The organism is Rhodococcus sp. FH8, from assembly GCF_019266085.1.
In the GTDB taxonomy this organism is placed as follows: Bacteria; Actinomycetota; Actinomycetes; order Mycobacteriales; family Mycobacteriaceae; genus Rhodococcus_F; species Rhodococcus_F qingshengii.
The window spans coordinates 258666-281327 of the sequence record NZ_LPNQ01000084.1 but is presented as its reverse complement, the minus strand read 5'-3'; the positions used below and the strand labels follow the sequence as shown (position 1 = coordinate 281327).

Genomic DNA, 22662 nt, shown 5'->3' with positions numbered 1-22662 from the left:
TGCCAACAACTTCCCGGCCGTGGTGAGGCACGGTCGGGGATTCGCTCCATCTTGACATACCTTAGAACAAGTGTTCGACTTGGGGCCATGAGGTGGTCGGGTCAGGCATTGGATGCAGATGACGGAGCGCTACCCGGACTCGAACGAGCCGGGTTGGTTCGCTCCGTGCAGACTCCCGAGTTCGAGGGAATCACGTTTCACGAGGTGCTCTGCAAGAGCGCGCTCAACAAGATGCCCGAAGAGTCGACGTTGCCGTTCAGCTTCACCGTCAACGCTTTTCGTGGTTGCTCGCACGCATGCCGATATTGTTTCGCGAGACCGAGTCACGAGTATCTCGACCTCGACGCCGGCGCGGATTTCGATTCCCAAGTGGTCGTGAAGACGAACATTGCCGCGGTGCTCCGCAAAGAGTTGGCGCGAAAGTCCTGGAAGCGGGAGGCGGTGGCACTGGGTACCAACACCGATCCCTATCAGCGAGCGGAGGGCCGATACCGCTTGATGCCCGGCATTATTCGCGCGTTGACCGAATCCGGAACTCCCTTCTCGATCTTGACGAAGGGAACTTTGCTCCGACGGGACCTGCCGCTGTTGAAAATGGCGGCGGCGCAGGTCGACGTCGGAATCGGAGTGTCGTTGGCGATCAACGACGCTGCACTTCAGAAGCAGATCGAGCCTGGTACCCCGTCGCCGCGGGCGCGTCTCGAGATGATCCGCGCCATCACCGACGCGGGATTCTCGTGCAATGTCATGGTGGCGCCGGTCATTCCGTTCCTCACCGATTCCACCAGTCATCTCGACGGGCTGTTCGAGGCACTGTCCGAAGCCGGTGCGACGAGTGTGACGGTCTTCCCGATGCACCTGCGGGGGAGTACTCGGGGTTGGTTCATGAATTGGCTTGCTCAGGAACATCCGGCGCTCATCCGTCGCTACCGCGAGCTGTACGGGCGGGGCGCGTATGTCACTCCCGAATACAAGCGTTGGCTCGCAAGCCGTGTCGAGCCATTGGTCGAGCGCCATGGGTTGGGTGGTCGTTCGGAGCATCGAGACGTCAGTGCAGCTGGCAGTGAGCCGCGTGAGGCGCCCCGAGAACTGGTGGGTGCGGGAGCAGCTCTCACTTTGTTCTGACGGCCGCGGGCGCGTAAATCGGAGGCGCCCCGGACGTTTGCCGGGCTACATTCGCCTGGTGCTACTCACACTGACGTCCACCCCGACCCCGCAGACTCCTGATGCGACCGCGTTGAGCTACCTGCTGCACAAACATCCCGACCGCGTGCAAAGCTTCGACTTGGCGATCGGCACCGCCACGGTTCTGTACCCGGAGGCCTCGGCCGAAAAGACCACGGTGGCAGTGATTGTGGACGTCGACCCCATCGAACTTGTGCAGAGTAGGTATCGACGCGGCAAGAGTGGCGACAACTTTTCGCTGGGTGAGTATGTCAATGATCGGCCGTATGCGGCGTCGTCCATACTCTCGGTTGCTCTGTCGAAGCTGTTTCGCACCGCGTTGACGGGAACGTGCAAGTCGCACCCGGAACTCGTCGGAACCGAACTCGCGTTGACCGTCTCGATTCCGGTGGTTCCGTGCGGCGGCGATGCGGAATTGCCTCGTCGGTTGTTCGAGCCGCTGGGCTGGGATGTGACCGCGATACCGGTGCAGCTTGATCCGCACCTGCCGACGTGGGGAAACTCCGACTTCGTGTCGTTGACGCTCACCGGGGAACACACGGTGCAGAGTGCCCTTCGGCACCTCTACGTGCTGTTGCCGGTCCTCGACGACGTGAAGCACTACTGGGTGGGACCCGACGAGGCAGACAAGTTGATCCGCGTCGCTGGAGAGTGGTTGGCGTCGCATCCGGATTCCGCGCTGATCATGTCCCGCTACCTGGCGCGTCGACGCGACCTGGTCGAATCGGTGGTCGATCGACTGATTCCCGAACAAGCCGAGGCGCAGATCGAACTACCGCGACCGGATCCGCCGCTGGCACGGCTTCGCGTCGACGCAGTTTTGGCGACGCTTCAGCGACTGCACGTCAGAACGATTGTCGACATCGGTTGCGGCGAAGGCAAACTGATCGAGGTGCTGATGCCGCACGCTCAATTCGACAAACTTGTCGGCGTCGATGTGAGCGCGCGCGAACTGACACGGGCGCAACGCAGATTGAAGTTCACCGAAATGTCCGACGCCCAACGTGAACGTGTGTCTTTGATGCAGTCGTCCGCGACGTACCGCGACGCACGCTTGAAAGGCTTCGACGCAGCCGTGCTGATGGAGGTGGTCGAGCACGTCGACACGGCGCGCCTGCCGGCGCTGGTCAGATCGGTCTTCGTGGACGCAGCACCGCAGTATGTGCTGCTGACTACTCCGAATGCCGACTACAACGTGCTGTATCCGGCATTGGCCGCGGGAGAGTTCAGGCACCCCGATCACAGGTTCGAGTTCTCCCGAACCCAATTCCGCGACTGGGCATCCGAAACGGCCCGAGTCCACGGCTATTGCGTGGAGTTCGAATTTGTCGGAGCAATTGATCCGGTCCTTGGCGGGCCGACACAGATGGCAATCTTCACGAAGGAGGCACGAACGTCATGACGGTGTACGAGATTCCAGATCTCGCCCTGGTAGTACTCATCGGCGTCAGTGGCTCGGGAAAGTCGACCTTTGCGGCGCGTCACTTCAGTGAGTTCGAAACTCTCTCGAGTGACACATTCAGAGGGTGGGTCAGTGATGATCCGAACTCACAGGAGTCGACGTCCGATGCTTTCGAAGTGCTGGAGTTCGTCGCGGCCAAGCGTTTGCGACGCGGACGCCTCACGGTGGTCGACGCGACCAACGTCCAGCCCGCCGCGCGCAAGCGACTCGTTGCGTTGGCTCGCGAGCACGACATACTGCCGGTGGCAGTCGTGCTCGATATTCCGGAATCGGTCTGTTCTGCGCGCAACGACGCACGCTCTGATCGGACGTTCGGACGCGACGTCATTCGCCGCCAGCACCAACAGCTGACTCGCTCGCTTCGCGGGTTGGGCAAGGAAGGTTTCCGTTCGGTTCACATACTCAGAGGTGAGGACGCGGTTTCCGAAGCCACATTCTTGCGCCACCCGCTCCGCAGCGATCTGCGTGTCGAGCGTGGTCCGTTCGACGTCATCGGTGACATCCACGGATGTCGAAGCGAGCTCGAGACGCTCCTCGTGAAACTCGGCTACACCATCGACTTCGGGACGGATGGCAGAGCTGTCGATGCGGTGCCGCCGGTCGGGCGAACTGCCGTCTTCCTCGGTGACTACGTGGATCGAGGTCCGGATTCGGTCGGTGTGCTGCGTCTGGTCATGGGGATGGTCGCGGCGGGACACGCGATAGCGGTTCCGGGTAACCACGAGAACAAACTCGTCAAGGCGCTGCGCGGCAAGAAGGTCACGCCGAGTCACGGACTCGCCGAGACCCTCGAGCAGATGGCCACCGAGTCGGCGGAGTTCCGCGAAAGCGTCGTCGACTTCTGTGACGGCCTCGTCGCGCACCTCGTCCTGGACGACGGCAAACTCGTTGTCGCGCACGCCGGTCTCAAGGAGGACTACCACAACAGGGCATCCGGTCGAGTCCGGAGCTTTGCGCTCTACGGTGAAACTACCGGTGAGACGGACGAATTCGGCTTACCCGTTCGATACCCGTGGGCGCAGGACTACCGAGGATCAGCGATGGTCCTCTACGGTCACACGCCGGTGCACGAGGTGGAATGGATCAACAACACCGCGTGCCTCGACACCGGGTGCGTCTTCGGTGGATCCCTCACCGCCCTTCGATACCCGGAACGAGAGATCGTGTCGGTTCCGGCGGAGCAGGTTTGGTACGAGCCGGTGGTACCGCTGGCACCGCCGACTCGTGATCCAGATGTGCTCGATCTCGCCGACGTCCTCGAAACGACCGGCGTCGACACCGAACTGCGCGGTCGAGTGTCCGTTCGCACCGACAACGCTGCCGGCGCCTTGGAAGTGATGAGCCGATTCGCGGTCGCGCCGCAATGGCTGCGGTACCTACCGCCGACCATGGCGCCCTGCGCGAGCGCCCAATCCGATGACTATCTGGAACACCCGTCGACCGCGTTCGACGCATACCGGGCCGGCGGAATCGGAACAGTGATCTGCGAAGAGAAGCACATGGGTTCGCGGGCAGTGGTGCTCGTGTGCCGTGATCGATCGGTTGCTCAGTCCCGCTTCGACGCACCGGATGCGCTCACCGGGATGGTGCACACCCGCACCGGCCGCCAGTTCTTCGACGACGACCTGACTCAGCAGTTGATCGACGACATCGCCGCCGCAGTCACCTCCGCTGGGTTGTGGGAAGAGCTGGGCACCGACTGGCTGCTCCTCGACTGCGAACTGTTGCCGTGGAACGTCAAAGCGGAAGGTCTGCTGCGCTCGCAGTACGCGTCGGTCGCGGCGGCCGGGCGATCAGACCTCACAGCTCGCGAGGCCGTGTTGGCGCGGGCCGGGTCGCGGGGCCTGGACGTGGCGGAGATGTTCGAACAGACAACTGTTCGGGCCGCCAGTATCGAGCGCTTCGGCGAGGCCTACCGACGGTACGTGTGGCCGACGAACGGACTGGACGGCGTCACCATCGCGCCGTTCCAGATTCTGGCGGCCGAGGGCCAGTCGTACGGGGAACGGGATCACGAATGGCACCTCGGTATTTCGGATCGCCTGGCCGAGGCCGACCCGAGTCGATTTACCACTACACGTCGCCTGGTGGTCGATCTCGGTTCCGAGGACTCGGTGTCCGAAGCGACGAAGTGGTGGGAGTCGCTCACCGGCGACGGTGGTGAGGGGATGGTCGTCAAACCGCTGGCGAATCAGATTCACGGACCGCGGGGGTACAACGCGAAGGTTCAGCCGGGGATCAAGGTCCGCGGCCGGGAGTACCTGCGATTGATCTACGGTGCCGACTACCTCGAACCGTCGACGCTTGCGAGATTGCGTAACCGCAACCTCGGACACAAGCAGTCGATGGCGCTGCGCGAGTACGCGCTCGGCATGGAGGCGGTATCCAGGCTCGTCGACCGTGAACCTTTGTGGCGAGCGCACCAGGCCGTGTTCGCGGTGCTGGCTCTCGAATCGGAGCCGGTCGACCCGCGGTTGTGACGGCCGGTGCGCGGGCTCGGATTGATACCGTCGGGTATGGGTGTGATTGCTCGCTTGGACGGTTTCAATCGACGCCATCCGTGGAGTCACAACGATCACTACGGCCGGTGGGTTCTACGTAATCTGCGCGGGGTCAGGTCCGGTCGCGCTCTCGACGTGGGGAGCGGGACCGGCAATCTGATCGACCTCTTGCGTCGGCGGTTCGACGTGGTGGTCGGTGTGGAACCCGACCTGACAACCTCGGCCGCCGTGCGCGCAAGGTTTGTCGACGACGGGAACGTGATCATCGACGCGCAGCGGATCGAGGACTTTGCATCCGAGGCGAAGTACGACGCGATCACAGTCGTCGCAGCGTTGCATCATCTTCCACTCGAAGAATCGATGAAGCAGCTGAGTAGCCTGCTCGAACCGGGCGGGCGGCTCGTCGTGGTCGGGTGTTATCGATCGACCACAGCCACCGACGCACTCCTGTCGGTGTTGGCGACCGTGTGCAATCCCGTCGTCGGCGTCGTCAAGCATCGACGGGTTGCCTCCGAGCCACTGAAGGCGATGACAGCTCCCACCGCGGAACCGGGTGAGTCGATGGCTGACGTCCGACGCGCGGCCGCGTTGTATTTGCCAGGTAGCCGGATCAGGAGACGACTGTTCTGGCGATACACCCTGATCTACGACGAGAGTCCGGCCGGCGCGTCGGTGGGGGAGTAAGTAGACCGTTCCGGTTCCTGGGGAAACGCGCGTCGGCCGAACCCGACTATCGCCAACGAAGCGATCATCAGAGCGACCCCGATGCCCGCCAGATGTGAGAGCCCGCCACTGTCGACGACGGCCGCACCGAGCAGAGCGCCCGTTGCAATCGCGATCTGGAACACGACGACGTAGATGGCTGAGGCACGGTCGGTCCCGATCGGGACGGCGCGCAGAACCGAGGACTGGAGGCAGATCGGAACGGTGGTGAACGCCGCACCCCACAAGATCGTGGCGACGACAGCGAACGCTCCCATCGACGGCGCCAAGAGCCAGAAGATGGCCAGCGCGCCTGCCACCGTCGCGATCGAGATGAGCGTGAAGAGGCGCGGTCGGCGGTCGTAGTACTTGCCGGCGACCCACACTCCGACGGCGCCGGCGGCGCCGTAGACCAGAAGCATCGCGGTACGGATGCCACCGGACGAGCCGAGGCTTTCCTCCACCAGAAGTGTGAAGAACGTGTACGAAGCGAATTGCCCAAGGGCGGCAAACAGCGTTGCCGCGCAGATGACGGCGAGTGCCCGTTTCATCGCCGGTGTCGGCTTCGGTTTGTCTCGCTTACTCCGATGGTGTTGATCGACCGGCATTTCTGGCAACGCACGATGCAGTGAGAAAGCAATGCCCACTGCCACCACACCGATTGCCGCCGACGCGGTCCGCCAACCCCAGGACTGGCCGATCGCCGAAGACAGTGGCCCTCCGAGAACAAAAGCGAGAGACGTTCCGGCATACACCATCGCGATGGCCTTGCCCTGTTGTCCGCGCGGAACCAGAGTGGCTGCGACCGGGGCAACGACAGCCCAGAACACTCCGTGCGTCGCAGCGCAGAGCAATCGTCCGATCACCAGCATCGGATAGTTGACGGCCAATGCTGCGACCAGTTGCGACACCGCGAGGGTGGCCACCGTCAGAACGACGACGCGTCGTCGCGGCCAGGTTTTGACCGCTCCGATCAGCGGAAGCGTCAAGACCGCGACACCGTATGCGTAGAAGGTCAGCAGTAGGCCGACACGCCCTTCGGTGACGTCGAGGTCCGTCGAGATTTCGCTGAGCAGTCCGACGGGGAGCATTTCGGCCGTCACGTAGGCGAAGGCTGCTCCGGCCAGTGTCATCAGCCGTAGCGTGGTTGCCTTCGGCAGTCGAGCACTCATGTTGTGTAACGATACATGTATCGATACACACCTGCGCAATGGATATTTTTCACTCGCTATGCTGATGCTCATGGCCATACGTGCGCAGCGTTCGAGTCGTCCGACGATGGCCGACGTCGCCAAGGCCGCAGGCGTGTCGGTGATGTCGGTGTCGTACTCCTTCGCGCAGCCCGAGCGCGTGTCTGAATCAACGCGGGCCAAGGTGTTCGCCGCCGCCGAAGAGCTCGAGTACGCGGGCCCGAACCGGGCGGCGCAGTCCTTGCGGAGCGGGAAATTCAACAACATCGCGGTCGTCTTCAGCGAGAAGCTGACGTACGCCTTCGAAGACGCAGTAGCTCGGCGATTCCTCTCGGGAGTCGCCGAAGCGTGCCTGGATGCGAACGCCGGGCTGATGATGCTGCCGAACTCGGGGAAACCGGGAGACGTCGACAGAGTTCGCGACGCGGCAGTAGACGGTTTTGTCGTCTGGACCACCGTCTTCGACGATCCCATCCTCGACGCGATTGTCGGCACCGGAAAACCCGCATGCATCCAGGGTGGTCCGTTGCACGAGGGTGTGGATCTCGTCGGGATGGACGATGTTGCCGGCGCCGTTGCGATCGCGGCAGTCGGGTTGTCGGGGGCGCAGCGGCCCGCGGTGATCAGCCTTCCGTGGGATCGTGAGCGTCGGTCCGAAATTCGGATGGACGTGGATCCAGGTGAAGCGTTCTTTCCGGTGTCCCGCCATCGGCTCGAGGGCTACGAGCGCGCCGTCCGCGATGCGGGCCTCGATTGGTCCTCGGTGCGGGTGGGGGTGGTCACTGTCAACGAGCGGAGCGAGGGTGCGCGGATGGCTCGGTCCCTGCTCGACGTTCCCGAGAGCCGAAGGCCCGATGTCATCTTGGCGATGAGTGACGAACTGGCTCTGGGGGTTCTGGACGCGATCCGTGAACTCGGCCTCGCGCTGCCCGACGATGTCGCAGTCGTCGGATGGGACGACACAACAGCCGCATCGGACGCCGGCCTGACAACGGTTCGCCAGTCCCTGTTCGATCAAGGGCGCAATGCAGCTCGCGTGGTTCTCGGGCTCGACGATGCGGTCGAGCCGGTCGAATGGTCGGTGCGTCGGCGAACCTCGACGCGATGATCACGCCGGTAGTCATCGACGGTCTGCGTCTTCGGTGGTTTGTCCCTCCAGAATTGGGGGAGACCGTCCGGTGGGGACTCTCCTGGAATGTCGACAACCCGCGCCGGTGGGCGGTTGCCGAAGTCGCGGGTGCATTGCACCTACTTGCCGGAACTCCTCGTGACGACCCAAACGCGCGTCAGGCGTGGATAGACTTCGGCGCAGATGCCGCCACGACCGGGGTAGTTCGGCGCCTGCGGCTCATGTCGATCGAGTCCGACATGCTTCCCGACCCGAAGATTCCGCACGGCGCAGATTGGGGTTGGGCTACGAGGCAATTCGTGCCTGGCTCCGAGCGCTTCTACGAGTTGGCCCGTGCACCTCGCGCGTTGCGCTCGTATCAGCTGACCGATCGTGAATACGGGCCGCGGCGCGAGGACTTCCTCCTGGTCGACCTCGAGACGGCTGCTTGATCGTTGGGACCTGACACCGTTTTTATTCAGTGGACACAGACTCCAGCTGACCGGAACCAGTGTCTGCTCGACGAAACCGGTGCCAGGTGCTGCGACTAGCGCGCTCCACTGGCCACGTTCAGTGAGTATTTGCCGGGCGGCGCCCCGACATGCTTGACGAAGTGCCGCGACAGGTGGGATTGATCGTGGAATCCGACGTCGACGGCCACGTCCGCCAATTCGCGCCCGGCGAGGATTGCGCGTCGCGCCAGATCGATTCGACGTCCCGTCACGTACTTGTGAGGCGGAAGCCCGAAATGCTTCGCGAAGTTCTTGATCAGATACGTGGGCTTCCGCTGCAGGATGTTCGACGCTTCCCGCATCGTGATTCCCGTTGTGAGTCGCGCATCGAGCAGGTCCCGAAGTTGATCGGCAACGCGTTCGTCAACGGTCCGCGTGTGAAGGGATCGACCTGTGGCCGGTGTGAGGATCTCGTTCAATCTTTCAGCGAGGAATCCCAGGCGACTTTCGGCCTCGAGTGATTCGCCGTCCGGGCCGAGTGCAGAGTGCAGTTGATCGATGCGATGGCGCAGCAGAGGGTCTCGAATCTCGGGGCTGTCCACCGCCGGGCCTATGAGGACCTCGCCGAGAACTGACGTGTCGAGGTAGAGGATTCGTTGACGAAATCCGGCCTCGGTGACCGGAACTCCGTCGTGTGCAATGCCTGGCGGCAACAGAGTCACGATCTCGGGTGCCGCGCCATGAGCGCGATGATCGAGGTCGTATGCAATCGTGCCGCGGTCGACGAGCATCAGAGACCACTGATCGTGCGTGTGTTTGGGATAGGCGTGTCCGACGAAATCGGCATGGAAGACCTCGGTGATTCCCGCGAGGCCCGGTGCCCACGCGGTGATCTGTGCGCCGCGGGGATCCATGTCAGAAACGTACAAGACGCAGCTGCCTCGGGTGACGAAGAGTGGCGGGGTCGTCATCGCGGTGGTGGCGCGCCCGAGGGAGGAACAACATGAACAGTTCGGCAACAGCGGTATCGCTCCGCGAGAAGTTCGGTCAGTTCACCGAGCACTGGTCGCCCAAGAAGATTGCGGCCCTCAATGATTACGAGATCAAGATCGTCAAGATCAAAGGTGAATTCGTCTGGCACTCCCACACCGACACCGACGAAATGTTCCTGGTGACGAAGGGGCAGATTCGAATCCAACTCCGAAACGGAGATGTTCCACTGGGGCCCGGTGAACTGTTCGTGGTACCTCGCGGAGTCGAACATTGCCCGATCGCCGAGGACGAAGCGGAGGTGATGTTGATCGAACCCGTTGGCGTGGTGAATACCGGGAACGTCGGAGGGGCGCGAACCGCAGTGCTCGAGGACTTTTCGTAGTTACCGGCTCTTCCAATCCAGGGGATTGGTACGCAACGGCAAGGCCATTCCCGATCTCCAGAGCGTCGCCGCGCGAGAGTGAGGACGGAGCTCGACCTCGCGCCGCATCGACTGCGCGAACTCGTCGGTGAACCCTGTTCGCGGGTACTCCGCGATTGTTGCATCAACAGTTGCTCGCGGAATTTCGGGCGCACGCCGACCGGCAACGTCGAAATGCGCTGCGGCATGCAGTAGGTAGGCGTCAGCGCCCTCGCCGCGGTCGACGGTCAGATCCATGTGCAGACGGATCGCTTCGCCGATTCGCTGTACCGACCTCTCCGAAGTTCCCACTCTGGTCGCGAGTTCTTCTGCGTCTGCGGCACTGATGTAGGTGAAACACCCGTGCTCGGCCGATCCTTCTGCGCCCAGTCCGACATCGTGAAGGGCGCACGCAGTGAAGAGATCTTCGGGGTCGTACTCGATCGCATCGATCTGCGCGAAGGCGTCGGCCCAGATCCAGCAGCGCAGGCTGTGGTTCAAGACCGCGGGGGAGAGGGTTCCTCTGGCGTGATCGAGCGCTTCGCTGCACAGCTTGGTGTCGGGGAGTGGGCGTTTGCGCAGCTCGGGTGTGCGAGTGGGGTAGCGGCCGAGCCGCAGTCGGAGCATCGACGGAGCACTCATGGCCTGCGCAGCAGCCGCGCGGGCCATGAGTTGTATCTGCTCGAGAGTGGTGAGCTCACCAGGGCGCATCGAATTCCTGTTCTGGGTGGGGGACAGCTGGATACGAATCTAGTTGGCAGGGAAATTTCTTCACAGATGTTTAATATCTGTCAATGACGGAAACACGGAATTATCCGAATATTGGTTGATAGCAAGTGCCATCCAACGGCAACCCCGAATCTGTAACCTCACCTCTACACTTCGCAAGAACCATCAAGCGACGACGGTGGGGCTCGGCTCAGATGACGCCGAACCCGACGATCCCCGGGACTTCCGACGGGACGATGCGATGGAGCATGACCTTGTTGTTCTCGTTGCCGCCGACGGTCGTCAGAGTGCCGGCGTCGTTGACCAGAACGACGTTGACGTGTTGGCCGAAGGGGCTCGAGTCGCCGTACAGGATCGTGTCGCCGACCTTGGGTTGGTAGTCCTGACCGTAGGGGACAAACGCGTCGACGGACTCGTAATACTCCTGCAGCGTGTACACCCCGGGGATGCGCCATGACCCTGAGTTGGGGTTCGAGAACGGCGTGCCGATCTGGTTCATCGACCAGCTCACGAAATCGGCACACCACGATTCTTCGACACCCTCGGCGTACTTGGTGCCGGGACTCCCTGACTCCCATTCCTGCTCGAGGACGCCCAGTAGCGCACTCTGCTGAGCGCTGAGAATGCTGTGATCGACGGCCGGGAACGAATCGAGATTCTCGCCGGCAAGAGCGTCGTCGCCGCGCGCGAACCACCACAGTGCGCCAGCGACAACTACGACCACCGCAACGCCGAATACGCCCAGAACAGCGAGAGTGCGTCTGGGCGTATTCGGTGCGTGCGACATCACGCCACGATAGTCAATTACTCGAGCGGGGGTGCAGAGCGATCGATCGTCGTCGCGAGTGGCTTCTCCTTGACGAAGAGCAACAACACGACCGCTGCGATGACCAAGGGGACGAGGTAGAGGAAGATCGGCGCGAGCGCGTCGTTGTACGCGCCGACGATGATCTCGCGAACCTGGCTCGGCAACTTCCAGAGGATTCCCGGGGTCAAGGAGTTCTCGTCACCACCGACCGCGCCGCCATTCGCCGGGAGTCGCTCGGCCAGGAGATTGGTCAGACGCGAGGCGAACAGGCTGCCCACGATCGCGCTGCCCAACGACGCACCGATCTGGCGGAAGAAGTTGTTCGACGCGGTGGCCGTTCCCACTTCGGCCGCGGGGAAGGTGTTCTGCACGATCAAGATCAAGATCTGCATGACGAGGCCGAGTCCGATACCCATGAGTGCGATGTAGCAACCGAAGACCAGCAGTGAGGTCGACGGCGTCAGACGTGAGAGCAGGACCAGAGCAACAGCGACGATGGATGTTCCGACGATGGGGAAGATCTTGTAGCGGCCGGTCTTGCTGACCAGCTGGCCGGACCCGATGGAGGCGACGAGCAGGCCCGCCATCATGGGAATCATCATCAATCCAGCTTCGGTGGCGTTCTTGCCGGTCACCATTTGGATGTAGGTCGGCAGGTAGGCGAGCGCACCGAACATGGCGATTCCGATGATCAGGCCGGCGACGGTGGTCAACACGAAGTTGCGCTGAGCGAACAGGTGCATCGGAATCACCGGTTCGTCGGCACGCTTTTCGACGAAGACAAAAGCCACTGCCGTCACGACGCAGCCGACGATCAACCCGATGATGACGGTCGATCCCCAGGCGTAGGTGTTTCCGCCCCAGGTCGTGAACAGGATCAGACACGTCGCTGCCGTCGCGACGAGAACCATGCCCAGATAGTCGATGCGAGGCTTGCCGAGGTTCGGCTTCCGCAGGTGCAGAAATGCCATCGCGCTCGCGATGGCGAGTAGGCCAAGGGGGATGTTGATCCAGAAGGCCCAACGCCAACCGATGCCCTCGGTGAACCAGCCGCCGAGTAGGGGACCGGCAACCGAAGCCAGTGCGAACACCCCGCCCATCGCACCCATGTACCGGCCGCGTTGCCTGGCGGGGACGACGTCGGCGATGATCGCCTGGGAAAGCAGGATCAATCCGCCGCCGCCGAGTCCCTGCACGGCTCGACCAGCGATGAGTGTGGTCATGTCGTGGGACAGACCGCCGATCACCGAACCGACGATGAAAATGCTGATGGCGCCGATGAAGAGGCCCTTGCGGCCGATCAGGTCACCGAGTTTTCCGTACACCGGCATCATGACGGTCGAGGCGAGGATGTATGCCGTCGTCACCCAGACCATGTGGTTGACGCCGTTCAATTCGCCCACGATGGTGGGCAACGCGGTACTGAAGATCATCTGGTCGAGCGAAGCCAGAAGCATCGTGATCATCAGCCCGACAAAAACGAGGATGATCGACCGTTTGTCCGGCGAGGCCTCGGTGTCGGTATGCGTGCCGTCGGGCTCGACGGTCGCAGCTTCTCGAGTGGACATGTAGTTCCTTAGTTGAGTGACGGCGGGTGCGAGAGTGTGGATTAGCTCTCGGACCTCAGTATTCGAGCCATCAGGAGTAGTGCCGGATCGAGCAAATCTGTTCTGGGGCTTGCCCGTTCACTGTTCTGCCATTTTCGGAAGACGTAACGCATCGCGGCGCCTGCGGTGATGACCGTTGCTGTGGCTTCGTCGGCAGCGGCTGTGTCCGAGTGCAGGCGGCGATACTCGGTTCTGTTCGACAACTCCCGCGTGAGGATCCGGGTGAGCGTGTCTTCAAGATCGTGGAAGGTGGCCAGATGTTGTTGCAACAGCGTGGGATGACGCTCGAACAATTCGCGTCGATGCGCGAGCAGATCGGGTCGCTCGTCGACGATTTGCATCGCCGCCTCGAATACCGCGAGGGCGCCGCGCAGCGGATCGTCCGGGTGCTCGCCGATGAGCGTGAGCATGGTCGTCTCATTTGGCACGACGAGCATGAGCCCACCGATCGCTGCGTCCTTGGTGGGGAAGTAGTTGAAGAACGTGCGGGTCGACAGATTGCAGGCTTCGCAGATCTTCTCGACGGTCACTTCGTCATAGCCCAGGTCGAGAACGAGTTCGACGGCGGTGTGCTCGATCAGCTGCCTCGTCGCAATTCGTTTTCGTTCGCGCAATCCGAGAGTTTCGGTTCCCATTTCATCCATAATTGCACAGAGTGCAAAGTTTCATCGAATGCAATATTTCGCCCAAGAATGCCTCATGAAATGCAAAAATGGGGATCGGGTGCCTGGTGGATAGGATGAACCGCGTGGAAGACACCTTGCCCCCTTGCCCTGAATGCGCCGGCGAATACACCTACGAGATGGGCGCGTTGATGGTCTGCCCGTCCTGCACGCACGAGTGGGCGCCGACCGATAGTGCCAGCGAGGACCTGGATGTGGTGAAAGATGCCGTAGGCAACATTCTTGCGGACGGCGACACGGTGACGGTCGTCAAGACGCTCAAGGTGAAGGGCAGTCCGACCGGCATCAAGTCAGGTACGAAAGTTCGCAACATCCGCCTTGTCCAGGGCGTTGGTGACCACGACATCGACTGCAAGGTCGACGGCATCGGACCGATGCAATTGAAGTCGAGCGTCGTCAAGAAGGTGTGACCGGACAGCGATAGTTGTCGGCTCGAAATCCTGTTCAGTTTCGACGGTTCGATAGCCACAATCGAGGTGATTCTCGACCGCTCGAACGAATGGACCGAACTGTGCCGAACTCGATCTGCCTGGTGCCCGCACTCGATAACACCGCACTCGATACAGACGAGCAGTGGAAACGCATCGTCGATGCGCTGACGCGCAGGGGTTTCCTCGGCGCCGGGCTCGGTGCCGCGGCCGCGACCTTGCTGGCAGCGTGCAGCAGTGACGAAAATGGCTTGGAGTCAGGCGGTCTCGTCACGGTGCAGGACGAGACGGGCAGTGTCGAGATCCCTTCGGATCCGCAGCGAATGGTCATCGCCCATGTCAGCGCCATGGCGACGGTGCTCGACCTCGGTGTGCCGCCGGAGAAGATCGTCGGCGGCTTCTTCGGTCTCGAGGGTGTGAGCGGTGACGCGGTGTTGCGTACGATGCCGGAGGCTGCGAACATCCCGAACCTCGGCACGGCGGGGACGTGGAACAAGGAAGCGATCATCGGCGCGTCGCCGGATCTGATCGTCATGCTCCTGACCGCCGGAAATGCTTATGCGGCAAAGTCCTACGACGAACTCTCCGCGACCGGTGTTCCAGTATTCGCCGGCTTCAACGGGTACCTCACGTGGGCCGAGATGAAGAAGTTGGTCACCTCGATGGGCGTCGCGGTCCGACGCGAAGACGCTGCTGCGGAATTGAACGCGAGAACGGAAGAGCGCCTCCTCACAATCAAGGATCGACTCTCCGCCCTCGGTTCGTTGCCGTCGGTGACCCTCCTCCGCACCGGCGAGAACGGTGTCGTCTACAACCAGGTCGACGCTCTTCTCGACGCCCTCGGTTTCCCCGGCGAACGAGCTACATCGGAGGAGTTCACGCGCACACTCACAGCGGAGCAACTCGATCAGGTGACCAGCGACGTGATCATCGTGGGCGCATTCCAGGACCAGCAGGACGTCCGTGCGCAGTTGGCGATGAACCCGCTCTGGGAGCGTCTTCCCGCTGTCCGCTCGGGGAACGTCCATTACGTCGACGACAGCCTGTGGGGCTCGGGCTATTCTCCCCGCGCGACCGAGCTGCGACTCGACGACATCGAGCGGATCTTCAGCTGACGCCGTCGTGTCACCTCGACTTATCGGTGCATTACCTCGAGAATCATGACCATGGACAAAATCAGGTTCTTCGAGCTGGTCACCGAATGGTTCGAGGTACTCGGTGTTGTCGCCATGGTTCTCGGGTTCGTGTTCGCATTCGTGATCGCGGGGCGCGCATGGAGTCGAACGCGGGACGGTAGTTCGGCGTTTCGTACTCTGCGCGAGACCATGGGCGCGGTCATCCTTCTCGGCCTCGAGATCCTTGTCGCCGCTGATCTGGTGAAGACGGTGACGTCGTCGCCGTCGCTGACAGACGCCGCAGTTCTGGGCATGATCGTTCTTATTCGGACCGTGCTGAGCCTGTCGATTCAGATCGAGATCGACGGGGTACTTCCGTGGCGCAAGGCGTTGGTGTCAAGTCCGGAACTCCTGGTACGCGCAGCGCGCGGATCAGGAGGCCGCACGACGCCCGACGCGTCGAGTTCGTAGCGATAGCCGTTGCGAGTGAAAGGTCGGGCAGATGACAGCAGTGCGTACCGAGCATCTCACGGTCGACGAAAGGCGGGCACGCGGCCGTCAGGCGCGTAGAGATACGCCATTGGCCGCGCTCGCGGATCTGGCAGAGAGTGACCGTGATCCGATATCACTGCTCGAATTGCAGGCGAAGTCGCGGGTACAGGACCTGGTGCCCATCCGATACGGGCGGATGTCGGCATCGCGGTTCTCGTTCTTCCGCGGCGCTGCGCTGGTGATGGCCGACGATTTGTCACGCAGTCCGGATTCGGGTCTTGCCAGCCAACTCTGCGGCGACGCGCACCTGAGCAACTTCGGTATCTATGCGACGCCCGAGCGAAAGCTCGCGTTCGACATCAACGACTTCGACGAAACGTACCCGGGACCGTTCGAATGGGACGTCAAGCGTCTGGCCGCAAGTTTGGTGATCGCCGCAAAGGACAACGGATTTTCGGGCAAGGAGCGAAAGAAGATCGTTCGCGGATGCGCGGCCGAGTATCGGGAAACCATGATCACCCAGGCAGGATTGGGAAATCTTGCAGTCTGGTACTCGCACATCGCACCCGAGGACGGGCTCGAGGCTCTCCAGATCGACCTGAAGAAGCGCATGCTTGCTCGCACACAAGCGACGCTGGACAAGGCTCGTCGCCGCGACAGTGTGCAGGCGGCAGGCAAGTTCACCGAAATCGTCGACGGCCGGCGGCAATTCATCAGTGATCCGCCGCTGATCGTGCCCGCAAACGAGTTGTTCGCAGGGACCGATCTCACGCAGATCGAGGAGTTGCTACGTCAGCGCGTTCGGTCGTATCGGAGCACGCTGCAGTGGGACCGTCGGGTGTTGCTCGAAAGCTTCGAGATGACGCACATTGCGCGGAAGGTTGTCGGTGTCGGGAGCGTCGGAACACGCGCATGGATGATCCTCATGAAAGGAGTCGACGACGACGATCCGTTGATTCTGCAGGTCAAGGAAGCGCAACCCTCGGTATTGTCCGGCTACGTCGACGGTCCGACCTTCAAGAACGAAGGGGAACGCGTCGTCAACGGGCAACGCTTGATGCAAGCGACAAGCGACATCTTTCTCGGCTGGGAACGAGGGCCGGGGCTCGACGAGGGTGAGCACGATTTCTACATTCGTCAACTGCGTGACGGTAAAGGGTCGGCAGTCATCGAAGAGATGGTGCCGCAGGGGCTGGAACTCTACGGGCGCCTGTGCGCCAGGGTCCTTGCCTACGCACACGCTCGCTCGTCCGATCGGATAGCGATCGCCGAATATCTCGGTGACGGAACCGAATTCGATTTCGCGATCGGGGAGTTCGCGGCTGCCTACGCCAAGCGCAATGCACGCGATCATGCCGCTCTGCTGACCGCAATCGACGACGGTCGCGTGTCAGCAGAGCGGGGAGTGTGACGACTCAGGCGAACACGCCGTCGAGCCAGCCCTGCCACGCTGCCGTTGCTGATCCACCGTCAGCGCCCTCTGCGAAGAGGTGATGGGCCGCGTCGACGGTGCCGCCGAAAGCATTTCGGCCGTAGAACCGCAGCAATGCGTCCTCGGTGCGCAAGCCGATGAACCAGTCGTTGATGTAGTCGACAATCGCGTCGACGGTTCCGATTCCGGGGACTTCCACCGACGCGGAGTCACCGACAGCGGCGCCCGAGGTGATTCCGAGGGCGCTGCGAAGCGTTCCCATCGCTTGCGGCGCGGACGAGGATTCCGGGCCTTCGGCCGAGACATAGGTGACGGGTTTTCCGGCGAAGTACCGCACGTATTGGCCGAGACTGTGCAGGTAGAAGTCCGTGTGCTTGCTCGCGCCGTCGTACTGGTTGTCCCAGTCATCGGCAAACACTCCGGCGTGGACGTAGCGGACAACGGCGGTGCTCTCGTCGCGTGCTTCGACGACGTATTCGAGGTTGTTGAACCAGCCGTCGGGGCCTTGCATGTGGATGGCGAGTTCGCGGGGCGGCTCCCAGGTCGCGATGATCGGGCTGTCCGGGCGGCTGCCGTCGGCGGGGATCTCGAGAGGGGAGGGGAACATCCATCCGGCCGTTTCGGCCGAGATGGCGGCCCAGATCTGCTCGGGGGTTCCTGGGACGACCACCTCGCGGCGGATTTCGAATTTCTCGGACATTGCTACTTCTCCGTTTCGGGCGCGTCGATGGCTTGGGTTGTGATGGTTTGGGGTGTGGTGAGGCTGGGATGCAAGGCGACAACGAGGCGGTGTTTGCGTCCGCCTTCGGAATTGCCGTTGTGATACTTGGCGACGAGTGAGTTGATCGACTCGCCGAGTTCGCCGGCGAACGCGGCACGGTCGGCCGCCGTGGCAAAGGTGATGTCGCTGTCGATGGCAAAGGACGCCAACGGTTTTCCGGCTGCAGTTGCGCCGGCGATCAGCTCGCCGACCTCTCGGACGATCCGCGCTGCGAGACTGACGAGCCAGCGCGCCGAGAGCTGATCGGGGAACCGGCCCGGGTCTGGGGCGAGCGCCGACATGGCGGCAGGGGATATGACGTACGACGCGGCACTGGCCTGCATGATTCGCTCGGTCATGTTGCCTCGCTTGCGTTCCTCGACGAGCTCGACAAGTCCGTGGTCTTCGAGAGTGCGCAGGTGGTAGTTCACCTTCTGGCGTGTCAGCCCGATCCGGGGCGCCAGCGAGGATGCCGATCCCGGCACCGCCAATTCGGCCAGAATCCGTTGCCGAATCGGATCGAGCGACGCCTCGGCAGCTCCGGGGCGATCGATGACTGCTACGTCCAACATGAGAAAACCATCCCACCGACAACTAAATCTGTCAAGACAGAAAAAATTGTCGGTGGGATGGTTTCGGAGATTCGCTATCGCTTGAGGTCGGGCGGGTTGTTCAGATCCCGCGCCGAGTACGTGTCACACGACGAAATCTGGCCGGTCTGGTATCCGGTCATGAACCACGCCTGACGCTGTGCGGAGGAGCCGTGTGTCCAACCTTCAGGGTTGACCCGACCGGTCGTGGACTTCTGGATACGGTCGTCGCCCACCGACGAGGCGGCGGACAACGCGTCGCGAATGTCGTCTTTTGACAAGGGCTTCAGGAACGGTTGACCGGTCGCTTGATCGGGAATCGTGTCCGCAAAATGTGCCCAGACGCCTGCGTAGCAATCGGCCTGGAGTTCGGTGCGAACCGCACCCGACTGCTCACCCTGCGGGTCGGCCTGCGCGCGGCCGATGTCGCCGAGCTGATTCTGGATGTGATGTCCGAACTCGTGCGCGACCACGTACTCCTGTGCGAGCGGTCCGGCGCTGGAACCGAAACGGTCGACGAGTAGTTGGAAGAAACTCGTGTCGAAGTACGCAGTCTGGTCGGCCGGGCAGTAGAACGGACCGACGTCACTAGACGCCTGGCCGCAACCGGTGTTGACCGAACCGCTGAACAGAATGACTTCGGGTCGCACGTACGCCGTGCCGGTCTGCTTGACCAACTGCTGTTCCCAAACGTCGTCGAGGCTTCCGACGGTCAGTGTGACGCGGCAGTTCACATCGGCGTTGGCCTGAGCACCGGTGCACTCGTCGACCGACGACAGTCCGGTCGACGAACTCGAAGTCTCGGTAGACGTACCCAGGAGTGAGCCGGGGTCACCGCCGAACAACAGCGCCAGGATCAGAACGATAATGCCGCCCGCGCCACCGCCGATCGCGATTTTGCCGCCGCGGCCACCGCCACCCCCGCCGCCTTGAACCTGAACGCGTCCCGCTTCGCCGCGGGCCCCCTCGTTGAAGGTCATCTATGTCCGCTTTCTGCTGTCGTGAACAAGTGCTTGCCGTCACTTCTGGAGATAGCTTCGCATGCGATGCGGGTCCGCGTTTCCGCTCTGTGCAGTTCGCTCCGTAGGATCGCAGGCAAAGTAGTCGGTCGTCGGTTATTGGAAGTAGTTCGAAAGGAATCCCGTGCTGCGCACACATCTCGCCGGTTCATTGCGACCCGAGCAGGCAGAGCAGACCGTAACGCTCACCGGTTGGGTAGCCAGGCGTCGTGATCACGGCGGAGTGATCTTCATCGATCTCCGTGATGCATCCGGAGTTGCGCAGGTAGTTTTCCGGGCAGGTGACGTGGCCGAGCAGGCGCACCGTCTGCGCGCGGAATACTGCGTTCGCGTGACCGGAACGGTCGAGGTTCGCCCCGAGGGCAACCAGAACTTCGAGATCCCCACCGGAGCAATCGAGGTCAACGCCACTGAACTCGAGGTTCTCAACGAAAGCGCACCGCTGCCGTTCCAGCTCGACGATCAGGTCGGCGAAGAAGCGCGCCTCAAGTACCGCTACCTCGACCTGCGTCGTGAAGGCCCCGGCTCCGCAATTCGCTTGCGCTCCAAGGTAAGTGCTGCAGCGCGCGGCGTTCTCGCGCATCACGAGTTCGTCGAGGTCGAGACTCCGACGCTCACGCGCTCGACGCCCGAGGGTGCCCGTGACTTCCTGGTGCCGTCGCGCCTTCAGCCCGGTAGCTTCTACGCACTGCCGCAGAGCCCGCAGCTGTTCAAGCAGCTCCTCATGGTCGGCGGCATCGAGCGCTACTACCAGATCGCACGTTGCTACCGCGACGAGGATTTCCGCGCCGATCGCCAGCCCGAGTTCACTCAGCTCGACATCGAGATGGCTTTCGTCAACCAGGACGACATCATCCTGCTCGCCGAGGAAATCCTGACGGCGCTCTGGAAGCTCGTCGGCCACGAGATCAAGACGCCGATCGACCGCATGACCTACACCGAGGCAATGCGTCGTTACGGCAGCGACAAGCCGGACCTGCGTTTCGACATCGAACTCGTCGAGTGCATGGACTTCTTCAAGGACACGACGTTCCGCGTGTTCCAGGCGGAGTACGTCGGCGCCGTCGTGATGCCCGGCGGTGCAAGCCAGCCGCGCAAGCAACTCGACGCCTGGCAGGAATGGGCCAAGCAGCGTGGGGCCAAGGGTCTGGCGTACGTGTTGGTCGGTGAAGACGGCACTCTCGGTGGACCTGTTGCCAAGAACCTGACCGACGCCGAGCGTGAGGGCCTGGCCGCCCACGTCGGAGCTCAGCCGGGAGACTGCGTCTTCTTCGCAGCTGGTGCAACGAAGCCGATGCGCGCCCTCCTCGGCGCTGCCCGTGGTGAGATCGCCCGCAAGAAGGACCTCATCGATCCTGACGCGTGGGCGTTCGTGTGGATCGTCGACGCTCCGATGTTCGAGCCGACCGCCGACGCCACTGCATCCGGTGACGTCGCTCTCGGCCACTCCGCGTGGACCGCCGTGCACCACGCGTTCACGTCGCCGAAGCCGGAGTTCTTCGACACGTTCGACACCGATCCGGATTCCGCTCTCGCCTACGCCTACGACATCGTCTGCAACGGCAACGAGATCGGCGGCGGCAGTATTCGTATCCACCGCAAGGACATTCAGGAACGAGTGTTCAAGGTGATGGGTATCTCCGAGGAAGAGGCGCAGGAGCAGTTCGGCTTCCTCCTCGACGCCTTCGCCTTCGGTGCGCCGCCGCACGGCGGAATCGCATTCGGCTGGGACCGCATCACCGCGCTCCTCGCCGGCATGGATTCCATCCGTGAGGTCATCGCGTTCCCGAAATCCGGCGGCGGCGTCGACCCGCTGACGGATGCTCCGGCACCGATCTCGGCTCAGCAGCGCAAGGAATCGGGTATCGACGCGAAGCCCGAGAAGAAGTCAGAGGACAAGAAGTCCGAAGGCGACACCGGCGAAGCCAAGTAGAGCCGACACCGGATCGCCATGCTGCATTTGCGGGTGATCTGCCCGACCGAGCGCACCGAGCAAGTTCTCGGTGCGCTCGCGTCGCAGCGGGGCGCGACACACATCGTCGTGATGCGCGATGTCGCGGTTCATCCTGCCGGCGACATGGTGGAGGCCGACGTCGCCCGTGAGGCGGCAAACGACGTCGTCGATGCCCTGAACGAACTCGGCGTCGCCGAGGACGGCGGAATGACGCTCGTACCGGTCGAGACGGTGTTGTCGGCGTCGGCGCGCAAAGCCGAGCGTGACGTGCCTGGTGATCCCGCGGATTCCGTCGTGTGGGAGGAATTGCTGTCCCGCACTCGCGAAGAGTCGACTCTCAACGGATTGTTCGTCGCGTTCCTGACCATTGCGTGTCTGCTGGCCGCGATCGGCGTCGTCACCGACTCTCAGATCACGATCGTCGGCGCCATGGTCGTCGGTCCGGAGTTCGGTCCGCTGGCTGCTTTGGCAGTCGCACTCGTACGGCGAGATCGACGGTTGCGTCGACGTTCGATTCTCGCGCTTGCCGTCGGATTCCCCATCGCGATGGGCGTGACGCTTGCCGCAACGTTCGTGGTGAAGTTCTTCGGATGGATGGACGTCGTCAGTCTCGAGTCACTCCACGAGGTCGATTTCGTATACAAGGTCGGGCCCATTTCGTTTGTCGTCGCGCTTCTTGCCGGTGCGGCTGGGATGCTGGCACTCGTCTCGTCGAAGTCCGCTGCCTTGGTCGGGGTGTTCATCTCTGTCACCACGGTTCCTGCCGCCGGTTTCGCGGTGGTTGCGGCAGCAAACGGAGAATGGCGGATCGCCGGGTTGTCGTCTCTGCAACTGGCTGTCAACCTGCTTGGGATCGTCACTGCCTGCGTGCTTGTTCTCTGGCTCAGAACCCGAGCCGACGAGGAATTCGAAGCAGCGTTGAAAGGCATTTCTCGATTTGTCGACGAGGACAAAACTCCATGACGTCGCCGGTTCGGAGTTCTGCTCACCGACAGCAAAATTCTCGAGAGAACTGTGTGCCGGTGTGGCGATTGGGGACTTTTGTCATCACC

22 protein-coding genes are annotated in these 22662 nt (G+C 62.4%); 13 read left to right on the top strand and 9 right to left on the bottom strand.

Annotated elements, in window-relative coordinates; translation table 11 throughout:
* The first annotated feature begins 87 nt into the window (after positions 1–87).
* The 4 genes from ATN38_RS31745 to ATN38_RS31730 are packed head-to-tail and all read left to right on the top strand — an operon-like array spanning position 88 to position 5832.
* Entirely contained in the window at positions 88–1125 is a 1038-nt protein-coding gene (locus tag ATN38_RS31745; RefSeq protein WP_003944842.1) for an Rv2578c family radical SAM protein, read from the top strand.
* A gap of 58 nt (positions 1126–1183) precedes the next feature.
* Positions 1184–2587: a 3' terminal RNA ribose 2'-O-methyltransferase Hen1 gene (locus ATN38_RS31740; RefSeq protein ID WP_374104633.1), complete on the top strand. Its 1404-nt coding sequence runs from the start codon at positions 1184–1186 to the stop codon at positions 2585–2587.
* Positions 2584–5127: a polynucleotide kinase-phosphatase gene (locus ATN38_RS31735; protein WP_218749358.1), complete on the top strand. Its 2544-nt coding sequence runs from the start codon at positions 2584–2586 to the stop codon at positions 5125–5127. The genes ATN38_RS31740 and ATN38_RS31735 overlap by 4 nt, the downstream gene beginning before the upstream one ends.
* A gap of 36 nt (positions 5128–5163) precedes the next feature.
* A complete protein-coding gene (locus ATN38_RS31730; RefSeq protein ID WP_054826439.1) occupies positions 5164–5832 on the top strand; it encodes a bifunctional 2-polyprenyl-6-hydroxyphenol methylase/3-demethylubiquinol 3-O-methyltransferase UbiG in 669 nt (222 codons plus the stop codon).
* Here the strand turns inward: ATN38_RS31730 and ATN38_RS31725 are convergent.
* Positions 5793–7022, bottom strand: coding sequence for an MFS transporter (locus ATN38_RS31725; protein ID WP_218749357.1), 1230 nt, complete (start codon positions 7020–7022; stop codon positions 5793–5795). The two genes, ATN38_RS31730 and ATN38_RS31725, sit on opposite strands and share 40 nt — an antisense overlap.
* 70 nt (positions 7023–7092) lie before the next feature.
* Here ATN38_RS31725 and ATN38_RS31720 point away from each other — a divergent pair, with 70 nt between their 5' ends.
* Both ATN38_RS31720 and ATN38_RS31715 read left to right on the top strand, forming a co-directional pair.
* Positions 7093–8148, top strand: coding sequence for a LacI family DNA-binding transcriptional regulator (locus ATN38_RS31720; protein WP_230793240.1), 1056 nt, complete (start codon positions 7093–7095; stop codon positions 8146–8148).
* Positions 8145–8600, top strand: coding sequence for a hypothetical protein (locus tag ATN38_RS31715; RefSeq protein ID WP_230691687.1), 456 nt, complete (start codon positions 8145–8147; stop codon positions 8598–8600). The genes ATN38_RS31720 and ATN38_RS31715 overlap by 4 nt, the downstream gene beginning before the upstream one ends.
* A 95-nt stretch (positions 8601–8695) precedes the next feature.
* On the opposite strand, the gene ATN38_RS31710 is transcribed toward ATN38_RS31715, so the two are convergent.
* Entirely contained in the window at positions 8696–9514 is an 819-nt protein-coding gene (locus tag ATN38_RS31710) for an AraC family transcriptional regulator (RefSeq protein WP_047270373.1), read from the bottom strand.
* 89 nt (positions 9515–9603) lie between these two features.
* Here ATN38_RS31710 and ATN38_RS31705 point away from each other — a divergent pair, with 89 nt between their 5' ends.
* Positions 9604–9975 (top strand): cupin domain-containing protein, encoded by a 372-nt coding sequence (locus ATN38_RS31705; RefSeq protein ID WP_003945018.1) that lies wholly within the window; start codon positions 9604–9606, stop codon positions 9973–9975.
* On the opposite strand, the gene ATN38_RS31700 is transcribed toward ATN38_RS31705, so the two are convergent.
* The 4 genes from ATN38_RS31700 to ATN38_RS31685 form a co-directional block, all read right to left on the bottom strand.
* Positions 9976–10704, bottom strand: coding sequence for an HD domain-containing protein (locus ATN38_RS31700; RefSeq protein ID WP_047270374.1), 729 nt, complete (start codon positions 10702–10704; stop codon positions 9976–9978).
* 208 nt (positions 10705–10912) lie between these two features.
* Positions 10913–11509 (bottom strand): CHAP domain-containing protein, encoded by a 597-nt coding sequence (locus tag ATN38_RS31695; protein WP_007728059.1) that lies wholly within the window; start codon positions 11507–11509, stop codon positions 10913–10915.
* A 17-nt stretch (positions 11510–11526) separates the two neighbouring features.
* On the bottom strand, positions 11527–13098 hold the full coding sequence (locus tag ATN38_RS31690) for an MDR family MFS transporter (RefSeq protein WP_047270375.1): 1572 nt from the start codon (positions 13096–13098) through the stop codon (positions 11527–11529).
* 41 nt (positions 13099–13139) lie between these two features.
* On the bottom strand, positions 13140–13772 hold the full coding sequence (locus tag ATN38_RS31685) for a TetR/AcrR family transcriptional regulator (protein ID WP_047270417.1): 633 nt from the start codon (positions 13770–13772) through the stop codon (positions 13140–13142).
* A 104-nt stretch (positions 13773–13876) separates the two neighbouring features.
* On the opposite strand from ATN38_RS31685, the gene ATN38_RS31680 reads away from it, so the two are divergent.
* From ATN38_RS31680 to ATN38_RS31665, 4 genes are all read left to right on the top strand, one after another.
* Positions 13877–14230 (top strand): zinc ribbon domain-containing protein YjdM, encoded by a 354-nt coding sequence (locus tag ATN38_RS31680; RefSeq protein WP_218749356.1) that lies wholly within the window; start codon positions 13877–13879, stop codon positions 14228–14230.
* A gap of 101 nt (positions 14231–14331) precedes the next feature.
* A complete protein-coding gene (locus ATN38_RS31675) occupies positions 14332–15363 on the top strand; it encodes an ABC transporter substrate-binding protein (protein ID WP_308251846.1) in 1032 nt (343 codons plus the stop codon).
* Positions 15364–15414: 51 nt separating this feature from the next.
* Positions 15415–15834 (top strand): DUF1622 domain-containing protein, encoded by a 420-nt coding sequence (locus ATN38_RS31670; RefSeq protein WP_007728052.1) that lies wholly within the window; start codon positions 15415–15417, stop codon positions 15832–15834.
* Positions 15835–15865: 31 nt separating this feature from the next.
* A complete protein-coding gene (locus ATN38_RS31665) occupies positions 15866–17266 on the top strand; it encodes a DUF2252 domain-containing protein (protein ID WP_007728051.1) in 1401 nt (466 codons plus the stop codon).
* Positions 17267–17270: 4 nt separating this feature from the next.
* Here the strand turns inward: ATN38_RS31665 and ATN38_RS31660 are convergent, their stop codons facing one another.
* From ATN38_RS31660 to ATN38_RS31650, 3 genes are all read right to left on the bottom strand, one after another.
* Positions 17271–17987, bottom strand: a complete 717-nt coding sequence (locus ATN38_RS31660) for an SRPBCC domain-containing protein (protein WP_218749355.1) — start codon at positions 17985–17987, stop codon at positions 17271–17273.
* A 2-nt stretch (positions 17988–17989) separates the two neighbouring features.
* The gene (locus tag ATN38_RS31655) at positions 17990–18619 is read right to left on the bottom strand and encodes a helix-turn-helix domain-containing protein (protein WP_042448756.1); all 630 of its coding nucleotides are present in this window, start codon (positions 18617–18619) and stop codon (positions 17990–17992) included.
* 74 nt (positions 18620–18693) lie between these two features.
* Entirely contained in the window at positions 18694–19617 is a 924-nt protein-coding gene (locus tag ATN38_RS31650) for a neutral zinc metallopeptidase (protein WP_003945028.1), read from the bottom strand.
* Between the two features lie 163 nt (positions 19618–19780).
* On the opposite strand from ATN38_RS31650, the gene aspS reads away from it, so the two are divergent.
* Positions 19781–21589: an aspartate--tRNA ligase gene (gene aspS, locus ATN38_RS31645; RefSeq protein WP_003944808.1), complete on the top strand. Its 1809-nt coding sequence runs from the start codon at positions 19781–19783 to the stop codon at positions 21587–21589.
* A gap of 18 nt (positions 21590–21607) precedes the next feature.
* Complete coding sequence (locus ATN38_RS31640) at positions 21608–22573, top strand: DUF389 domain-containing protein (protein WP_042448764.1); 966 nt, start codon at positions 21608–21610, stop codon at positions 22571–22573.
* Positions 22574–22662: the final 89 nt, after the last annotated feature.

Bases quoted from the DNA above. Each gene is read 5' to 3' on its own strand.
- ATN38_RS31700 (WP_047270374.1), bottom strand. From the start codon at position 10,704: ATGCGCCCTGGTGAGCTCACCACTCTCGAGCAGATACAACTCATGGCC.
- ATN38_RS31730 (WP_054826439.1), top strand. From the start codon at position 5,164: ATGGGTGTGATTGCTCGCTTGGACGGTTTCAATCGACGCCATCCGTGG.
- ATN38_RS31720 (WP_230793240.1), top strand. From the start codon at position 7,093: ATGGCCATACGTGCGCAGCGTTCGAGTCGTCCGACGATGGCCGACGTC.
- ATN38_RS31665 (WP_007728051.1), top strand. From the start codon at position 15,866: ATGACAGCAGTGCGTACCGAGCATCTCACGGTCGACGAAAGGCGGGCA.
- ATN38_RS31655 (WP_042448756.1), bottom strand. From the start codon at position 18,619: ATGTTGGACGTAGCAGTCATCGATCGCCCCGGAGCTGCCGAGGCGTCG.
- ATN38_RS31690 (WP_047270375.1), bottom strand. From the start codon at position 13,098: ATGTCCACTCGAGAAGCTGCGACCGTCGAGCCCGACGGCACGCATACC.
- ATN38_RS31685 (WP_047270417.1), bottom strand. From the start codon at position 13,772: ATGGGAACCGAAACTCTCGGATTGCGCGAACGAAAACGAATTGCGACG.
- ATN38_RS31640 (WP_042448764.1), top strand. From the start codon at position 21,608: ATGCTGCATTTGCGGGTGATCTGCCCGACCGAGCGCACCGAGCAAGTT.
- ATN38_RS31705 (WP_003945018.1), top strand. From the start codon at position 9,604: ATGAACAGTTCGGCAACAGCGGTATCGCTCCGCGAGAAGTTCGGTCAG.
- ATN38_RS31695 (WP_007728059.1), bottom strand. From the start codon at position 11,509: ATGTCGCACGCACCGAATACGCCCAGACGCACTCTCGCTGTTCTGGGC.
- ATN38_RS31680 (WP_218749356.1), top strand. From the start codon at position 13,877: ATGAACCGCGTGGAAGACACCTTGCCCCCTTGCCCTGAATGCGCCGGC.
- ATN38_RS31670 (WP_007728052.1), top strand. From the start codon at position 15,415: ATGGACAAAATCAGGTTCTTCGAGCTGGTCACCGAATGGTTCGAGGTA.
- ATN38_RS31745 (WP_003944842.1), top strand. From the start codon at position 88: ATGAGGTGGTCGGGTCAGGCATTGGATGCAGATGACGGAGCGCTACCC.
- ATN38_RS31725 (WP_218749357.1), bottom strand. From the start codon at position 7,022: ATGAGTGCTCGACTGCCGAAGGCAACCACGCTACGGCTGATGACACTG.
- ATN38_RS31650 (WP_003945028.1), bottom strand. From the start codon at position 19,617: ATGACCTTCAACGAGGGGGCCCGCGGCGAAGCGGGACGCGTTCAGGTT.
- ATN38_RS31715 (WP_230691687.1), top strand. From the start codon at position 8,145: ATGATCACGCCGGTAGTCATCGACGGTCTGCGTCTTCGGTGGTTTGTC.
- ATN38_RS31710 (WP_047270373.1), bottom strand. From the start codon at position 9,514: ATGGATCCCCGCGGCGCACAGATCACCGCGTGGGCACCGGGCCTCGCG.
- ATN38_RS31660 (WP_218749355.1), bottom strand. From the start codon at position 17,987: ATGTCCGAGAAATTCGAAATCCGCCGCGAGGTGGTCGTCCCAGGAACC.
- ATN38_RS31735 (WP_218749358.1), top strand. From the start codon at position 2,584: ATGACGGTGTACGAGATTCCAGATCTCGCCCTGGTAGTACTCATCGGC.